The 15507-nt window shown below is 64.1% G+C and carries 20 protein-coding genes; 11 read left to right on the forward strand and 9 right to left on the reverse strand.

The genetic code is table 11. The features are described 5' to 3' along the window. The first annotated feature begins 392 nt into the window (after window positions 1-392). A complete protein-coding gene (locus ACIOU8_RS08985) occupies window positions 393-653 on the forward strand; it encodes a hypothetical protein (RefSeq protein ID WP_400788285.1) in 261 nt (86 codons plus the stop codon). 284 nt (window positions 654-937) lie between these two features. On the opposite strand, the gene ACIOU8_RS08990 is transcribed toward ACIOU8_RS08985, so the two are convergent. Together ACIOU8_RS08990 and ACIOU8_RS08995 are read right to left on the reverse strand one after the other, a co-directional pair. Next, entirely contained in the window at window positions 938-1321 is a 384-nt protein-coding gene (locus ACIOU8_RS08990; RefSeq protein ID WP_400788287.1) for a hypothetical protein, read from the reverse strand. Next, a complete protein-coding gene (locus ACIOU8_RS08995) occupies window positions 1318-2148 on the reverse strand; it encodes a metallophosphoesterase (protein ID WP_400788289.1) in 831 nt (276 codons plus the stop codon). The genes ACIOU8_RS08990 and ACIOU8_RS08995 overlap by 4 nt, the downstream gene beginning before the upstream one ends. A 225-nt stretch (window positions 2149-2373) precedes the next feature. On the opposite strand from ACIOU8_RS08995, the gene ACIOU8_RS09000 reads away from it, so the two are divergent. Beyond that, complete coding sequence (locus ACIOU8_RS09000; RefSeq protein ID WP_400788291.1) at window positions 2374-2763, forward strand: hypothetical protein; 390 nt, start codon at window positions 2374-2376, stop codon at window positions 2761-2763. A gap of 3 nt (window positions 2764-2766) precedes the next feature. Here the strand turns inward: ACIOU8_RS09000 and ACIOU8_RS09005 are convergent, their stop codons facing one another. Further along, a complete protein-coding gene (locus ACIOU8_RS09005; protein ID WP_400788293.1) occupies window positions 2767-3168 on the reverse strand; it encodes a hypothetical protein in 402 nt (133 codons plus the stop codon). Between the two features lie 194 nt (window positions 3169-3362). Between ACIOU8_RS09005 and ACIOU8_RS09010 the strand changes: the two genes are divergently transcribed. The 5 genes from ACIOU8_RS09010 to ACIOU8_RS09030 all read left to right on the forward strand — a co-directional run bounded on the left by ACIOU8_RS09010 (window position 3363) and on the right by ACIOU8_RS09030 (window position 5715). Continuing rightward, window positions 3363-3617, forward strand: a complete 255-nt coding sequence (locus ACIOU8_RS09010; RefSeq protein ID WP_400788295.1) for a helix-turn-helix domain-containing protein — start codon at window positions 3363-3365, stop codon at window positions 3615-3617. Between the two features lie 23 nt (window positions 3618-3640). Then, on the forward strand, window positions 3641-4045 hold the full coding sequence (locus ACIOU8_RS09015) for a hypothetical protein (protein ID WP_400788297.1): 405 nt from the start codon (window positions 3641-3643) through the stop codon (window positions 4043-4045). A gap of 126 nt (window positions 4046-4171) precedes the next feature. Then, on the forward strand, window positions 4172-4537 hold the full coding sequence (locus ACIOU8_RS09020) for a helix-turn-helix domain-containing protein (protein WP_400788299.1): 366 nt from the start codon (window positions 4172-4174) through the stop codon (window positions 4535-4537). A 174-nt stretch (window positions 4538-4711) separates the two neighbouring features. Then, complete coding sequence (locus ACIOU8_RS09025) at window positions 4712-5224, forward strand: RNA polymerase sigma factor (protein WP_400788301.1); 513 nt, start codon at window positions 4712-4714, stop codon at window positions 5222-5224. Further along, window positions 5221-5715, forward strand: coding sequence for a hypothetical protein (locus ACIOU8_RS09030; RefSeq protein ID WP_400788304.1), 495 nt, complete (start codon window positions 5221-5223; stop codon window positions 5713-5715). Before ACIOU8_RS09025 ends, ACIOU8_RS09030 begins: the two co-directional genes overlap by 4 nt. An 11-nt stretch (window positions 5716-5726) precedes the next feature. Here ACIOU8_RS09030 and ACIOU8_RS09035 read toward each other — a convergent pair whose 3' ends face one another. After that, the gene (locus ACIOU8_RS09035) at window positions 5727-6260 is read right to left on the reverse strand and encodes a hypothetical protein (RefSeq protein ID WP_400788306.1); all 534 of its coding nucleotides are present in this window, start codon (window positions 6258-6260) and stop codon (window positions 5727-5729) included. A gap of 340 nt (window positions 6261-6600) precedes the next feature. Between ACIOU8_RS09035 and ACIOU8_RS09040 the strand changes: the two genes are divergently transcribed. Then, the gene (locus ACIOU8_RS09040) at window positions 6601-6855 is read left to right on the forward strand and encodes a DUF3892 domain-containing protein (protein WP_400788307.1); all 255 of its coding nucleotides are present in this window, start codon (window positions 6601-6603) and stop codon (window positions 6853-6855) included. Between the two features lies 1 nt (window position 6856). Next, complete coding sequence (locus ACIOU8_RS09045; protein ID WP_400788309.1) at window positions 6857-7405, forward strand: hypothetical protein; 549 nt, start codon at window positions 6857-6859, stop codon at window positions 7403-7405. 311 nt (window positions 7406-7716) lie between these two features. Here ACIOU8_RS09045 and ACIOU8_RS09050 read toward each other — a convergent pair whose 3' ends face one another. Next, the gene (locus ACIOU8_RS09050; RefSeq protein WP_400788311.1) at window positions 7717-8055 is read right to left on the reverse strand and encodes an Lsr2 family protein; all 339 of its coding nucleotides are present in this window, start codon (window positions 8053-8055) and stop codon (window positions 7717-7719) included. Between the two features lie 411 nt (window positions 8056-8466). Between ACIOU8_RS09050 and ACIOU8_RS09055 the strand changes: the two genes are divergently transcribed. Together ACIOU8_RS09055 and ACIOU8_RS09060 are read left to right on the forward strand one after the other, a co-directional pair. Next, on the forward strand, window positions 8467-9726 hold the full coding sequence (locus tag ACIOU8_RS09055; protein ID WP_400788314.1) for a helix-turn-helix domain-containing protein: 1260 nt from the start codon (window positions 8467-8469) through the stop codon (window positions 9724-9726). Between the two features lie 177 nt (window positions 9727-9903). After that, a complete protein-coding gene (locus ACIOU8_RS09060) occupies window positions 9904-10590 on the forward strand; it encodes a hypothetical protein (protein WP_400788315.1) in 687 nt (228 codons plus the stop codon). On the opposite strand, the gene ACIOU8_RS09065 is transcribed toward ACIOU8_RS09060, so the two are convergent. From ACIOU8_RS09065 to ACIOU8_RS09080, 4 genes are all read right to left on the reverse strand, one after another. Continuing rightward, window positions 10581-11468 (reverse strand): AbaSI family restriction endonuclease, encoded by an 888-nt coding sequence (locus ACIOU8_RS09065; protein ID WP_400788317.1) that lies wholly within the window; start codon window positions 11466-11468, stop codon window positions 10581-10583. The two genes, ACIOU8_RS09060 and ACIOU8_RS09065, sit on opposite strands and share 10 nt — an antisense overlap. 382 nt (window positions 11469-11850) lie before the next feature. Then, window positions 11851-12609, reverse strand: coding sequence for a TIR domain-containing protein (locus ACIOU8_RS09070; protein ID WP_400788319.1), 759 nt, complete (start codon window positions 12607-12609; stop codon window positions 11851-11853). A 34-nt stretch (window positions 12610-12643) separates the two neighbouring features. After that, window positions 12644-13828, reverse strand: a complete 1185-nt coding sequence (locus tag ACIOU8_RS09075) for a hypothetical protein (RefSeq protein WP_400788320.1) — start codon at window positions 13826-13828, stop codon at window positions 12644-12646. Window positions 13829-14304: 476 nt separating this feature from the next. Then, window positions 14305-15387 carry a hypothetical protein gene (locus tag ACIOU8_RS09080; protein ID WP_400788322.1) on the reverse strand — a complete coding sequence of 361 codons (1083 nt, stop codon included), beginning with the start codon at window positions 15385-15387 and terminating at the stop codon, window positions 14305-14307. Window positions 15388-15507 lie beyond the last annotated feature (120 nt).

The following is a 15507-nucleotide window of genomic DNA, read 5'->3' on the forward strand; positions in this document are numbered from 1 at the left end:
CGGGTCCGGTCAATCTTCCTCTGGGGGCTGAACGGCGTTGCCCCATACCCAGCATCGGAACGTCTTATCGCCGGCGCGGAACAAGATGCCGGCCGCCAACGGGGTGGAGCGGGCTAGCTTCGCATCGACGCGAATGGATTGCGGGCCGAATCGCACCCAGGCTCTAACCGGGCGGTACGGCTGCGGGTAGATCGTCAGGGGGTGCGTGCGCAGCGCGAGTTCGCGTCGGTGAGTGTTTGCAGAGGGCCTGCGTGAGCTGCACGCAGGATCTCCTGATGTTGGGAGCGCATGTCGTAGTGCGCTGCCAACCGCTTGCTCGACCCCATGCCGGCTCCCTCCTCCGGCCCAAGGACAGACTAGCAACCTTCGAACATATGTTCTATCCTCGAATCATGGGCCCTGCTACCACGCACCTTCCTGCGACCATATGGATGGTCGACGACGTTCCCGCGAGGATGGTGTTCGCAGGGCGCCGGTGGGCGGTCACCGACACTCCCACTCGGCTGCGGGACTCGATCTGGAGCGCGCCTAGCGGCGGTCACCGCGGCCTGTACGACTGGCGCTTCCAGGGCACGGACGAAGACGGCACGACGTTCATTTTCGATGTCTTCAAGAGCGTGGACGGCTGGCACGTGCATCGCACCTACGAGTGACGCACTCATAGAACTCGACTCGGCTACACGGGTTCTGTGTTCGGGGAACTTGGGTCGTACGGGACTGCTGTGCCGCGGCTCTGCGTGGAACTTCTGACGAGGAGCTCTCGCCCAACCCAGTCTTGGAGCATGTACCGGTCTGCGAACGTGTTGCACCTCTATCAAAGGGCTGTCAAAGGATGTCCGTTCCTATGTCGGCCTTCGTGTGAAGTTCGCGGCGTTGACGAAGTCAGCGGCGACGCGCTGTTCGTGCCCGCAGCGGTGGAGCCGACCGCTCTCCGGGCTCAGCTGCTCCAGGCCCACGCGTCGTTGCGTGCTTCGAGCAGGACGCCGGTGAGATCCCCGGCACGTAGCCTCTCAATGCTGCTCGGCAGCTCGTTGCCGTCGCCATCGTCGGGTCGTGTGTTCAGCCATTGCGCCCAGGTCCACCTCGAGGTCGTGCCCGTCTGCAGAACCCGCAGGACCGCCTGGAGGCCCGCCACGACCCTGCCGTCCCACACCTGGAAGGCGGGGTAGAGGAGGGTCCCCTCGTCGGTCAGGAGTTCGAGCACTGTCAGTGAGGCCGCGGCGCCCGCGACCTCGGACTCCGTCCACCTGAGGGCCCGCGCCAACGAGGCGGGGGTGTAGCACGGTCCGATGATCTCGGCCCACGGGTTCTTGTAGGTCATCGCCCGGCAGCTTCCCGGATCTGGCGAAGTGATGGCGTGTCGATGCGGAGTGTCTGCATGTCGAGGAAGCCCAGGTTGCCCTGTTGTCCGTCCTGACCGAGGCTTGCCACACGCAGCCCGTGCTCGGTCTGACCGCCCCCGGGTGCATGCATGTGGCCGTGGATCAGGAGCTCCGGGTACACGATGTTCCATACCTTTGCGACCCTGGCGCGGGAGGTGGCTGAGTCCCGGAGAGCGTCGTCAGGAAAGCCCATGGGGTTGGTTCTCAGGATTTCCTGCACCGCGCGCACCGGCGTGCGCGCCGGCGACTCGTGTGTGAGCATGAGGTCCGCAGAACCGCCCGCGATAGCGGCCTTCACGTGCTCACTGGTGAGCTCTTCGTCCTTCCACCAGCTGACTCCTTCCTGACGCCATGCTCTGTCGACGGACACTGCGCCGCCCAGCGACAGCACGCTCCGGCCGCCGATGGTGATGCGTGCAGGCCGTGGCAGAAGCCAGGTGATATCGGAGACTCGGATGGCGCGGCCGGGGTGCGCGTCGAACAACAGGGAGAGTTGACCCCATGGTTCATGGTTGCCGAGGGTGACGTAGATGCGCTCGATGCCCGTTCCGTCGAGAGCTTCGTCGGTGGTGTCCGGATCCATCCACCAATCACCAAGCTGCAGGATGGTCGTCACGTCCGGCGCAAGCACTTGGGTGGCTCGGGCGATGATGTCCATCCACCGGAAGTTGCCGTGGACGTCACCGACGACAGCGACGCGCTGATCCGGCAGCGTAATCTCGGTGGCGGTCTCACGGGCGGTCAGCGGTGGCGGTGTCCACTTCATAAGGCCCTGTATACCGGGCAGAGTGTCCGAGCGCCACCCCGAGATCGACGACCACAGGTCGATGCGCGTCGCGTGCCGGCGTTCCAGGGGTCGAGCAGTTCACGCGGCGCGGACGCGACCGACTTCAGTCCTGTCGGCTCCGCTCGAGGGTCATGCCGTAGACCGCTCGGACATCCCGCCCGCATCTGCGACTGACGGGCGTGAGGAGGTCGATACGGTGTACTGGTGATTCCTCTCGATTTCTCCAGCACCGTCCTCACCGAGATCGCACCGGATGGGCTGGTCCCCGTGATGGTCGACATGCCGACAACCTTTCCCCTCGAGGGGCGCAGTTTCCGGTTCGAGCCGTGGAAGGTCACGGATGGTCAGGTCTACGTCATCGTCCGTGCAGCGGACCAGCAAGCGAGCCTGGCGGACTCCGCCGACGCAATCGAAACGTGGGTTCACCGTCGGTGGGGCGCGGATGCGCTCATCATCGAAGACTGGGGTCGCGACGACCCGCGCTATCGAGAGCGCACACCGGATGGCGGACGCGAGAGAGTGGACGAGATGGCGTTGAAGCGTCGCGGACTCATCCTGACCAACCTCCTCCGCACTGACGGGGGACTTGCCTGACGGTCAGGAGGCAGCCTCCCGAACCACCTGGAGATAAGCGTCGAAGCGGTACCCGTCGCGCACGAACTGTCCGTCGTCGAACAGACCGTGACCGTCCCATGTGAAGGCGAGGCTCCACGTCGCGGACGCTTCGGAGATGCGGGCATCGTCCAGCTGGTGACGAAGATCTCGCAGGAGGATGGGGAGCATCTGGTCGCACGCGCTCTCGATAGTGCACGCCGCGGTGAACGACTCCGAGGACGGCACGAAGATGGTGTGACCGGGGATGGTGGTCAGCGGACTGTCCCGCACGCGCTTCCGGAGCCTTCCGGGGAAGCGCTGCGCGAGTCGGTCGCGCACGGCGAGTCCGATCTCGACGGTGATGTCGGACACGAAGTCATCAGGGTGAACGGGCTGAGCACTCATGGATCTCTCTCCTTTAAGGGGTGGGGTGGGGCGCTATGTTCATGCGCGGTCCCTCGTCGAAAGAGCGTCACCAGCCCGAGCGCGCCCTATAGCGGTCGCGGAACCGGGACGATGATACCCAATCAGTAGGAACCGAAATATAAGGCCATTCATAAAGGGTGTGTTTTTCGAGACCTGAAGCACACGATGAAGAGGTGTGGAATGAAGAGCGGGCAGCCAGACTGGGCGTCACTCTGCGACGCCTGAGAAATGCCCGCGGACTCTCACAGGAGACGCTCGCTTATCAGGCCGGAATCACGAAGAATCAGCTTCAGCTCATCGAGTCGGGTCGTGCATCTGGTCGCAAAGAAGATGTCGGTCCGTCGAATCCTCGAATGGCTACGCTGACCGGTCTCGCCAGCGTGCTGAACGTCACCGTCGCGCAGCTTTTCGTCGAGGCGGATCTCTAAGGCTGTCCGCGTAGGGTCGAACCATGCGGCAGACCAAAGACCAGCAGATCAAGGACGTCGTGGTCGGTGTCGCCATCGGTGTCCTCGCTCAAGGTGTCACCGCAGTGACGAGTAGCAAGTTGACGCTCGAGTTCGCTTTCAACCACGCGTGGCGTTCGTGGCCGCAGGCATATCGTTTCCCGAGCATCGGCGGTCACGACCCCGGGAACATGTTCTGGATCGGCATGGGAAAGTCCGAGGGCCGCCAGGTCGCGTGTGCTGCGTGGAGCGAAGAGCGTTGGGCGGTCCCGTATATCCGATATGACGGGTGGTCGGTCGAGGATGCTTTGGAGCATCACGCTTCTCCGGAGGTGTCGGCCGAAGACTGGGAAGAGCTGGGACGCCTCTTCGTCTCGCAGCTGAGCGAACACGAGATGATTCGCGAGTAACGCCACCGCCGCCATCAGGTCCTCTCGTCGGTGACGCGGGACAGCGCCGCATAACAACTCCACAGTGCACGTCCGAGGCACATGCCGTTCGTGGAACCAAAAGGCGGCGTCCGGACATTACGCCATATGAGGGCCACTGACTTCGTCGCGTTGCGTGAGCGCTGCCTCGCTCTGATTGACAACCACTACCGGGACCCGCGCGTGGGTCCGACCTGGCTCGCGCGGGAACTGTTCATCTCGCGCCGGCAGCTCGATAGGGCGTTCATCGGGTGCCCGAGTGTCGCGGAGATCCTGGCCCGGCGGCGGCTGAGGCAGGTGGTCGCCATCGCAGCGTTCAACCCCTCCATCCCGATGTCGGAGATCGCCGCTCGCTGCGGCTATGGCACGTACGAGACGTTCCGCGCCCAATGCCACCGCTACCTGCAGTGCAGCCCCCGCGCAGCGCGAACGGCCGCGCTGGGTGCGGACCGCACGGGCGCAGACGCTGCCTGAGGCTCATCTTTCTGCGAAGCCCCTGGCGCGGTGATGAAGCCTTCTCGAGCCGCATAGACTTGACGGGAAGGTGACGCGCGAGGTGAGGCTGTGCCGGAAACTACAGAGTTCAGGACGCCTGGTGATGGCGAGCTCCTGTTCCGACTGTCCCGTGGCGACGAACCCGCATACCGGATGCTGCACGACCGGCATCAGGCCCCGGTCTACCGAATGTCCCTGGTGTTGATGCGGACCACCTGGGATGCCGAAGAGGTCGCTGCGACAGCCTTTTTCGAGCTGTGGCGCAAGCGCGACAAGGTACGTGTTGTCGACGGATCCGTTCTGCCCTGGCTGTTGGCGACAACGTCCTTCGCCGCGAAGAACAGCCTGCGTTCTCGGCGTCGCTACCAGCGGTTGCTGAACCGGATCCCGCACGACGGGGACGTCCCGGATCACGCCGACGAGGTCGCCCGCGCGATGGACGTGCTGCGAATCTCCGAGAGCGTCCGGGAGACACTGCTGGAACTGAACACCCGAGACGCCAGCGTCGTGATTCTGTGCGTCATGCGGGAGCTTTCGGCGGCAGAAGCTGCCGTGGTCCTCGGGATCCCTGAAGGGACGGTCAAGTCGCGACTGTCGCGTGTGAAGTCTCGCCTGCGTGGTGCCCTTCATGAGTATGCTCCCACTGCAGAGGAGGCGAACGCGTGACTGAACCTTCCGAAGGAATGCCGCACCGCAGCCAGGTGCAGGATCTCCTCATCGAGCAGATGCGCCGGGACCTATCGCGTCCCGTGTGGTGGAAGACCCTCTGGGGTCGGCTGTCCATCGCCGGCAGCGTGCTCGTGATTGCCGGTGCCGGTGTCGCAGGTGTCGTTCTTCTGGAAGAGCGTCCCGTCGACGACACGAGCATCGTGCACTGCCTGGAAGGTCCATATCGCAACCCCGATGGCACGCTGTCTGGCGCGGCGGTGAGTATCGCCACGCCAGACGGCGTCGTGCCCATCGAGGACGCTGAGGCGGTGTGCACTCAGATGTGGGAATCGGGTGCGTTCGAAGAGACAGACCCGCTTTCCGCGACACCGGGCACTGCGGTCGCGCCCTCGGAGTTCACGACCTGCGTGACCGACACCGGCGAAGCCGCTGTCGTGCCGGGAAGGATGGAGTGTTCAACACTCCGTCTGCACCCGTACGAGCGCTGAGGATCCCGGCCTCACCCGAAGGTCCCGACCGGCCGGTAGACGATGGACGAGGTCTTCGCGGCCAGCGCCCCCAATGACGAACAGTACGGGGCGCATGTCAGCACCGCGCCCGAGTAGCTCGTGCCGTCGTACTGCGACGACCAGCAGTTGTTGAACCCTTCGGCGGAGCGGACATTGTTGTTCCACCCAGAGCCCAGGCTGGGGAAGCCAAAGGTCACGCCGTAGCAACCGCTTCCGGAGCCCCAGTGGATCAGTACGGAACCGCTACGTGAGGTACCGGTCCAGATCTTGCCGACGGTGACCGTAGCCGCGGCGGCTCGCAGCGTCACGCCTTCTGGCTGCAACTGTTCGTAGTCACCTGGGGCGCCGTCTTCGATGAACTGCTCCGCTTCCTTGACCGAGTCGAAGCAGGAGATGACTGTGGGTACATGTTCGGGCGCGGGTTCACCGTCCGGTATCGCCACCCCGCCCACGGTGCACGCGACGGGCGTCGTCGAAGCGAGAGCGGGGGCGGGGGTTGCGAGGGCGAAGGTGACAGCGAGCACCGCGGTGAGTGAAAGGAATCGTCGGGACAAGGGAAGCTCCTCCGGGTAGGGGTGTGGATTCGCTTCGGTATGTCCAAGCCCTGTTCCCGGGTTCCGGACGGGGAGAGCGCCCGGCGGCCGAAACCGCGGGATTCCGCGAAACTCGGGCGCGGAGGTTGGCGCGATGTCTGTACTGCGGCGGCCCGTGGCACGATGCGCCGACCGTGCATGCCGGCGTCAGGTCGACGGCTCCGAGCACGGCTTCACTACAGAGTTAGAGACAACATCTCGGCCGTGGACCCGTCAGCGGCACCCACCCCACAAGACTGGGAACGCCGCATATGAACCAAAGGGGATGGCGATGGCCGATTCGGAGATCAGGAACGTTCGCAAGGATGACGACGGCGATATCACCGATGTCGGCGTGAAGGGCCAGTGGGATTGGCCTGTTGCCAACGTCATCGCGTCCATCGAAGGCAAGACGAACACGTTCTTCGTGAAGTGCCCTCAGCGCGCGGATGTGTTCGTCGAGAAGACCGCGCACGGCAAGAAGTTCCTCAAGACGACCGCCGACACAACCACGAAGAACAATCTGGATAAGCTTCCGCCTCTGTGAGTTGCTGCACTCGATGACGAAGAAATCCGACGCGGTAAGACCGCAGGCCGTCGATCCCCTTGCTCAGGACAAGCGGGAGCGGCAGCGGGCCCGAGCGCTGCGTATCGAGCTGCTGAACGACGAGCTCGACAAACTCACGGTCGACGCCGCGGAGCGTACCGCCAGCATCGCGAACAGGGCATCGTTTCTCGCCGTCTCAGCGGGCGTTCTGATTGCTGCGTCGACTGCTCAGCTGTGGTCAGCGCGCGCGATCTTCGGCGTCGTCGCCTTGGGGCTCGGGTGCATCGCGTTGCTCTGCGCGACGGCGGCTTCGCGACCGGGTAAGCGGCTCGGCCTTCGAGCGCAGCGCCTCGTCGATACCTACGCTGACGCGGACGTCAGCGGCGGTCAGCTGTTGAGCGCCATCGTCCGGCAGAAGGCCGATGCGCTGGAGTTTCGCGAGGGGGACCTCAGCAACCGGGCGACGTGGATCACCGCGGGCTTCACGGTCCTTGTGGTCTCAGCGGCAGCGCTGACGGCAGTCGTCAGCGCACAACTGATGGGGTGGTGACAGTGGGACGTGAACTCGACGACTATCTGGCCGGGGCGAGCGAGGACGAGCCAGCTGATTCGTCCCTACTCGGCTACTTGCAGCTGACCGGTGAGACGCAGACGATGCGTCTGACGGAATCGCAGCAGCCCGCGCGGAGGAAGGAGGAGTCCGATGGGGCGGAATGATCCGGACGATTATCTGGCCGGCGCCTCCGACGATGCAGACTCCTCGGACCGTCCGGTGAGTGGCTGGATGCAGCACAGCGATGACACGCAGCCCGCGAGGCAGAAAGACACTCGGGACGGTAGCGGATCATCGAAACCGCGCGGTCACGCCTCCCGATAGGCGGCGACGATGTCCGCGGCTATGCGGCCTCGGTCACTTACGGAGTAGCCGTTGTCGCGGGCCCAGACACGGATCGCGCGTCGTTCGTCTGCGGAGGGCGGAGCCGAACTCTTCACCGATGACGTTCGCCGTGACCTGATAGGGCGCACGCGCCGGCCCGCCTTGATGAAGGGGGCGAGAGCCTCCCTGAGCTTGTCCTCGTTGGCGGAACTCAGGTCGATCTCGTACACGGTCTCATTGAGAGCGAAGGTGAGGGTGCCCCCGTCTTCGATGGTCGTCTGATCCAAGTCATCGATGAACTCGACGATGCGTCGCTGTGCCATGAGAATCCAATCCAGGGGTGTTCCCTGGATCCTACAAGTGAGCAGGATCTGCGTTCATCTTGCGCTTCGTGCGATGGACAGAGGGAACGGTCGCCCGGCGGACACGGCCTCCGCGTAGGCGCGCAACTGCTCCCCGGCGAGGTCTACCAGGGGTCCGCAGAACACAAAGTCACGGATGATGACGTCCGGGTCGGTCCCTTCGCGCGGTGCTCGGGACTGGGCGTCTGCTGCCGCGATATTCTGGCGCGCTCTGTGCACGATCTCGTCGGGGCATTCCATGTGCCGAGTGTATGAATGGTCCCAGAGAGCTACAGCCGACGGCAGGGACTCTGTCCAGATCTCTGGAGTGTCGTGAGCGGACCGACGCGGAACTGGCGAAGGCGTAGCTCGGTGCCATACGGTGGCCGTGTGTTGAGCAACGAGCAGTTGGCGGCGAGTGTCGAACTCGGGGTGGAAACGCGTGCGGTGGAGTTCAAGGGGGCGGGCTCGACCGGCGCGAAAGACTTCGTCGCAACAGTCGCTCGAGCGTGCATCGCCTTGGCGAATCAGCGTGATGGTGGACACGTCGTCATCGGCGTCGTCGACAACGACCCGGGTGGCGGGAGCGGCGGACTCGATGCCGAACAGCTCGCGGAATGGCTGAACGCGGACACCGTGCTGTCGAAGATCAACACGTACGCGGACCCGCCGCTCGTGCTGCGTATCGAGAGGCGCGAGCTCCCATCAGGTGCTCCCGTCGTCGTCATCGAAGTGGCGGAGTTCGACCAGGTCCCGGTGCTCGCTGCACGTGACTACGGGAGCAAGATCACGAAAGGCCAGCTCTACACGCGGTCGATGGCGAAGCCGGAGAGCACCCCGTACCACTCGCAGAATGAACTCAGGGAGGTGCTGCAGCTGGCCACAGAGAAGCAGCTCCAGTCGTTCCTGCGCACCGCGCGCCAGGCCGGTCTGAGAGTCGAACCGGAGGTGCAGGACCAGGATCTGTACCAGGCGGAAATCACCGCGTTCCTCGCCGACACCATCACAGCCGGGCTCCCCGCCGTTCCCCGTCTCCAGTTCAGTATCCGCCCGAAGCAGTACGACGCCGAACGTGTGCCCTACGAGTCGCTCGCCGCTGTCGTCGGCGATAACGTCGTGCGCAAACGCGGCTGGCCGTTCCCATGGTTCCAGAATCCTCAGCCGGGTGCCGAGTGGGTGGCTGAGACGCAGCTGCAGCTTCATCCGGAGACGTGGTCCATGCACCGCTCCGGGCAGTTCGTGGAACTGCATGCGCTGCCCATGGACGTCGAGGCTGACCGGGACGGGTTTGGCGGTGACGGCCCCTACCTGCCGATCTGGATGCCCGTCCTGACCATCGCGGAAGCCGCGATCTTCGCCAGCCGGTTGCAGACGAGCATCGGCCTCAGCGAGGAGTTCGAGTTCGTGGTCTCCCTCCACGGTGCTCGCGGATGGGAACTTGTCGCCGCGGATCCGACGAGGAGCGGGTTCCACCAGCGATACGCGTTCACGTCTGAGTCCTGGTCTCACACCGCAACGTTCGCTGCCGGTACCGGCGAGGAAGAGGCGAAAGAGATCGCCGCGGAGGTCGCGCGTGAACTGCTGCTCCGCTTCGGATGGAATGGCGTGACCTTGGACATCGTGCGCGGCATCCACCAGCGGGGGAACATGTAACCGGCGCAGGCCGGCGAGAGCAAGCAAGTGTCGCACATCGGCGGACCCGCTGGGCTCATCAACCCCGGTCGTCATCCCGTGTCGTGCGGGGTGTGCGGCGAGGTTCTTCCGCCATCGAAGACTCATGTTCCGCCGCAGGCCGCCGGCAACACCGATGCTGTCGAGCGCGCGCATCTCATGAGGGACGCCGATGGCATCGTCCGCGGCCGATGGCAGCGCGGCGGGATGTGGGTCCGCGGTCTCTGCCGAGGGTGCAACGCCTTCGCCGGCGACCGATACGACCGCGCCTATGCTTCGTTCACCGCGGAACTGAGCAGACGCCTCATCCCGGCGGTTCCCGTGTCGCAGGCGCCTGCTATCGCCATCGCCCCCGGCCGTGTCGCTCGCGCGATGCTGTCTGGCATGCTGGGGATCAGCCCGAACATCAGGACGATGCACCACGACCTTGCTGAGCAGGTTCGCACGGGGGGACCAGTGAGGTTGCCCGGTCGACTAGCACTGAAACTGGCCGTCTATCTCGGGCGCGATGCGCAACTGACGGGACCGATGCTCACGGCGTTCCCTCTGGACCCCCGCTCGGCCATCAACACGTTGGCGTCCGTGACGTTCGCGCCCCTGTCGTGGGCACTGGCAGGCATCGAGAACAACGACGCCCTCGGCGATGCAGGCTGGTTGGATGTGACCGATTGGCTGCTATACGAGGATGACCGTGAGGCTCACGACCTAGGGTTCCTGACGCCCCGGGGTCTTCCCGTCACGACGGAGGTTCTTCACCAGCCCTCGGAGCGAGGATTGCAGATGTACTCGAGCGCCATCACCCCGATACTCATGGGTCGCATCCCGCACAAGGATGGTCAGCCGTGAGCGGCGAGATTCACCTCGGCGGCAACGCGGGTGTACGTCACCCGCTTCTTTCCCGCTGACTCGATGTCGGAGATTTCGAAGACCCCCAGGAAACGGTAATACTGCGTGAGGAAGACCGGGTCCTTGAACTTCGCGAAGACAACGCTGCGCCGGTTTGGGTCGTACACGTATTGCCCATCCACGACCTGTTCCTCGACGATGGTGAGCTCATCTCTGCTGAGCGTGTTCTTCCAGTCGCTCCGTGCGGACATCCCCTCTTGGGCGAGTGTCGGCATCCACACCTGAAGCGCAACGGAGAGAGGAAGCACTCCCCGCTGCCAGTGGGCGACGTCCTTGCCGAACAGGGCGCAGACGTCGACCATCGAGTGCATCTGGATGTCGTCGTCGGTCGTGATGGTGCCGACAGAGCGCCAGTGTTCCGGGTTGTGGCGGTTGCCGTAGACAAACGGGGTGAAAGTGCCCGCGGACAGCGCTTCGGACTTCATCTTGCGGATGTCCGCGATGAGCTCATCCACCTGCTGCTTCAGGGTCGTGAGAGATTCCGCATCTTCGACGCGGACACGTCGAATGTCCCCGCGGGATACGTTCATGATGGCCTGCTCGCGGATCTTGTCTGCTTCCATCGACCCCTCGGAGAAGTGGTGCAGTTCATCGACCTCGATGCCGACTCTGAACTGTGGCAGATAGAGGTCGAGCAGCGCCAAGGCTCCATCGTCGAGACGCACAGGTTGCTGCGTGATGATCTCGATGTCCGGGTCGTCGAGAAGATGCAGGATGCGGCTGATGGCGTACACCTCGTATCGCTTGCCCGAGATCGAACGCAGCATCCGGGAGTAGAAATCGACATCGGAGGGTGGGGTCCATCGGTTGCGGGCCATGCTCGTCATTCCTCCGTGTTGGTGCCTATGTCCGTTCGACGTTATCGCTCGTGCATGCACTGCTTTCGCGCGGGTGGGGAACGAGGCCTGAGCCAGCGAGAGAGGGCCTATGCACTCGTCTCAGATCCTGTACTTCGGCGTGCGCCATAGGGCAACGTCGATAACGATGCGAAGCGATAGTGTGGATGGGTCGAAGGAGCGCGCACGCTCAGGGCCCTGCGCCGCGATGGCTAGACTGCGTGCCGGCGGGTCCGGCACGTGGGCAGGGTACAAGCACTGCGGGTCTTCCGAGGCCGATGCACGGCGTCCCGTCATGGGGCTCCCGGTGGAGGCTGGGTTGGTAGTGCAGCCCTCGCGGGCGAGTTACTCTCCCGCGAGGGGCTCACTGATACGTGGACTCCGCGATGGGCTGGCGGATGCTTCTGTTCACCCGGAGACCGTGGGCGCGGAGTTCGCGGGCGAACACGCGGAGCGACTCCCGAGTCCGTTCGGGGGTCGAGAGGGACAGAGTGTGCCTGACTCCCTTGCGGTCCTGTAGGCGTAGCGTCGTGACCGACCGGGTCTTCACCCTCCACCCCTGGGATTCAGCGTTGTGGCACAGCGTGTCCAGCTCGAGCTCCAATGCGTGCGCATGGCCTGAGCTGGAAGCGGCACGACCGGGATGCCGATCCCGGGGCCCGAGAGCGGTGATCTCTTTGGCGATCTCGAGCATCGAGTTGTTGAGTGTCGCACGCATGTTGCCATCGGACCGCGACTTGAACCACGCGTATGTCAGACCAGTGAAATCTGATGGCAGCTGGAGGTTCTCGTCTTCCTTGTCTGCGACGAGGAACGTGCGCTCACGACCGAGGACTCCCATGAGGAGGCCGAGCTCGAAGATGACGTTGTCTCGTGGCGAGGGGGCCTGTCGCCCGCGCTTGTGAGTCATGTCGTCTGGTGTGGCGAGAAGGACAGCGAAGTCGGCTTGATGCGCAGCCTTGCTGAGCGACTCCAGCGCGTAGGTCGACAGGCGGAAGACGTCCTGGTCCCAGCAGGTCGCTTCGCAGCCTGTGAATCTCTCGATCTCGCTCTGAAGGTAACGAGCCGTCTGCAGGTGTTCGGATGACGAGCCGATGAATACGCGTACGGGTGAGTCTCCCACCCACGCAGATTACCGCTCGCAACGCGCCGACGTCCTACTGGTCGACGTCCGCGAGCCGCGTCTTCTCCCTCATCCAGTCGACGATCTTCAGCATGCCCCACCCGGTGACCAGGAGCTTCTGTTGCAGGTCCTCGATGGACATCTGGAACTGTTCCTCGGAGAGGTCCCGGAGGGCGTCAGCCTTCGTGCGTAGAGCGACGATAGCCTCGTCACTCTCATGATCCGAGCGTCCTTGTCGATACGCCAAGAAGCTCGAGCCGATGATGGTGACGACTCCGACGGAGCCGAGCACGCCCATGAACACTTTCACCGCGACGGCCCATCCGAAGGCCGGGGTAAGCGCGGAGATCTCACCGAACGCGACGGCGCTGACGGCGTAATTGGTGAACGTCAGCCAGTCCGGGCTTGTGGCGTACGTGAACTGAGTGGGATCGATGCTGAACAAGCCGTAGTTGACGAAGGCGGACACGACGACCAGCTGGATGAAGAGCACGACGAAAATGCAGGCGTTGAGGAGTAGCGCTGTAGGAGCGCGGCGGAACTGTGAGACCGCGCTCGCCCAGAGAAGGAGCGCCCGTCTCGCGAGAACCGCGTATCCGGCGGTGTCACGGAACTTGGTTGCATCCTGGGTGGTCCACGTCTTCAGAATGACCTGGTCGGGCTGCTCGGGCGTCACGAAGCGTTCGAGGTGGTGATTGCCGAGCACGAAGTTGATGGCCGCGGCTTGTGCTCGGATGAACGCGCTGGAGTTGAGGAGGTCGATTCCGGTGATGACGATCCACCATACGAGCGCCACGAGCATGCCGACGATACCCACGGCGATGAGAGTCGTGTCGCCGGACAGGATCGCCGCGCCCGACAAGCACGCAATGGCGAGTGCGACGATGAACAGCCTGGCTCGCGACGCGACACCTGTAACGAGCGCGGCGAACGTCGACGTCAGCACGGCGCTGCGGCGAACGACGAGAAACTTCGGCAGCTTCCACAGCAGCAGCACGAGGGGGAACCCGACGACGTATGCGACAGCAAAGCCCAACGTGCGTGCTCTCAGAAGAAGCAGCACGAGGGCGAGGAGTGCGAGGACGAGCAGCCACCGTAGGTCGAGCACCCACAGTGCTTGCGGCGCGATAGACGCGAGAATCATCCTGTCGAAGTCCGCGACGAACAGCTTGGTCACTACGAACGCCCACACGATGACGCCGAGGATGTCCAGCGTCATCAGCTTCCGACGCCAGCGCCGCCGCCGACGATGCTCGCCGCGCTTACGTTTCTTCGGCTCCGCCGGCGTCGGCTGTGAGGTCGTCGGCTCGGGTGCGACCAGGGTTTCGACTTTCTCCCACACCACCTCCGGTGCAGCTCGAGGTGGCGATGGCCGATACGGTCCGCTCGCGTGCGCGCGGCTCCTCACCTTCCGGTTTCGCCGTTCTTCTCTCTTGTCCTTGGACATGTTGTCTCCCCAAGACATCAGATCCGCACCGGTGCCGCCCGGCGTGGCGTCCCCAGCCGACACCCCGTTTGACTACCTTCGTCCTGAACGCGTGCATTCGAGAAGGCCCCGAGACGGATTCGCCCGGACGTCGGGCTTCTCTGTTTGTGCTGATGGTCCCACGCGAGTCCGACATGCTTGCCGCTCGACACGCCAGCGCGATGCGGTTGTTCCGCTCACCTTCCGTTACCTTGCGGCGCACTGAACCGCTAAGGGTAGAGCGGGTAGAACGCGTACAACCGTCGCGCCCGCCTCGTGACGTACGCGACGTGGTCGGAAACATGTGTGAGAGCTTCCGCTCTCACGATCTGCTCCCATTCCTCGAGTTGATGGCCGAGATGCCAGTCGCTGGTCGGGATCGCCGGGTCGAACGGTGTCGTCCACTCTGGGAAGGCTGTCAGCGCGCGATAGACCTTGCCCGTCAAGAACTGGGGGAACTGCGCGGTGAGGTCTTCGAAGTCCGGTGTGCCGGTCCACTGGACGTACGAGTAGCCCGCGGCGATGTCGGCATCGACCTGGCTCGCAGTTTCCACGAAGTGACCGAACGTCAGGTCGCTTGTAAACGTGAGCCCCACGACGTACTGCGTACCTCCTACGGTGATCTGCCCGCCGACGACGCGGATGTTCCCGTTCGGCAGGCGTGCATCGAGCCACGCGCGTGCATGGCCCGAGTCGAGTGGCTCTTCGGGGTGCAGGGGAGCGGGCACGGCGAGCTGCGCTTGGAGGGGGAACCCGGTCCACTCGCCACTCTGGTCGCGATGAACCGCGTCAGGGACGACCTCGGCGAAGAATCGCAGGATCTCGAACATGACGGTCATGACGTTGCGGTCACGAAAGTGCTTGTCGTAGTGAGGCTTCAGCTTCTGTGTGCTGGGGCGCAGTTCGGCGTGAACGTGCGGTGGAATCTCGTCCCATTCGGCGACCAGGCGAAATCCGATGTCGCTGCTGCCGAACATCGCGTTCGGCTCCGCGGGCTTCAGGATATACATGACATGCTCGACGACGTTACGGGCGTACTTCATGCCCTCGATGAGGTCGCGCTGCGGGTGCGGGTGCGGGCTGGTGCTGCCGGTCAGGGCGACGTAGGTCGCGCGGTCCGCGAGCTTGTTCGTGAGCAGGTCATTGAGACGCTGTGCGTGGCCGAGGAAGGAGCGCGACTGAACGCCCATCTCCTCCTGGGATCCGAAGTGACCCGTGGCCGCGTAGTACTGTGACGCGGCCCGCTGCAGATCGCGCATCTCCGAACGCAGCACTTCTGACTCATCAACTGTCGCCGCAACAAGACCGTCCATGATGGGTCTCCTCTCTCTCTGCACACGGTAGCGGCTGGATGGGTGTGGACGGATAGGGCGGCAGGCGTTCACGTTAGACGCGCTCGCGTCGTGTCTCATCTGCACTTTCTGACCAGCCGC

This window comes from Microbacterium sp. NPDC087589 (genome assembly GCF_044743635.1).
Taxonomy (GTDB): Bacteria; Actinomycetota; Actinomycetes; order Actinomycetales; family Microbacteriaceae; genus Microbacterium.

Bases quoted from the DNA above. Each gene is read 5' to 3' on its own strand.
- ACIOU8_RS09005 (WP_400788293.1), bottom strand. From the start codon at position 3,168: ATGAGTGCTCAGCCCGTTCACCCTGATGACTTCGTGTCCGACATCACC.
- ACIOU8_RS09080 (WP_400788322.1), bottom strand. From the start codon at position 15,387: ATGGACGGTCTTGTTGCGGCGACAGTTGATGAGTCAGAAGTGCTGCGT.
- ACIOU8_RS09065 (WP_400788317.1), bottom strand. From the start codon at position 11,468: ATGGCCCGCAACCGATGGACCCCACCCTCCGATGTCGATTTCTACTCC.
- ACIOU8_RS08985 (WP_400788285.1), top strand. From the start codon at position 393: ATGGGCCCTGCTACCACGCACCTTCCTGCGACCATATGGATGGTCGAC.
- ACIOU8_RS09025 (WP_400788301.1), top strand. From the start codon at position 4,712: ATGCTGCACGACCGGCATCAGGCCCCGGTCTACCGAATGTCCCTGGTG.
- ACIOU8_RS09050 (WP_400788311.1), bottom strand. From the start codon at position 8,055: ATGGCACAGCGACGCATCGTCGAGTTCATCGATGACTTGGATCAGACG.
- ACIOU8_RS09060 (WP_400788315.1), top strand. From the start codon at position 9,904: ATGAGGGACGCCGATGGCATCGTCCGCGGCCGATGGCAGCGCGGCGGG.
- ACIOU8_RS09040 (WP_400788307.1), top strand. From the start codon at position 6,601: ATGGCCGATTCGGAGATCAGGAACGTTCGCAAGGATGACGACGGCGAT.
- ACIOU8_RS09075 (WP_400788320.1), bottom strand. From the start codon at position 13,828: ATGACGCTGGACATCCTCGGCGTCATCGTGTGGGCGTTCGTAGTGACC.
- ACIOU8_RS09015 (WP_400788297.1), top strand. From the start codon at position 3,641: ATGCGGCAGACCAAAGACCAGCAGATCAAGGACGTCGTGGTCGGTGTC.
- ACIOU8_RS09020 (WP_400788299.1), top strand. From the start codon at position 4,172: ATGAGGGCCACTGACTTCGTCGCGTTGCGTGAGCGCTGCCTCGCTCTG.
- ACIOU8_RS08990 (WP_400788287.1), bottom strand. From the start codon at position 1,321: ATGACCTACAAGAACCCGTGGGCCGAGATCATCGGACCGTGCTACACC.
- ACIOU8_RS08995 (WP_400788289.1), bottom strand. From the start codon at position 2,148: ATGAAGTGGACACCGCCACCGCTGACCGCCCGTGAGACCGCCACCGAG.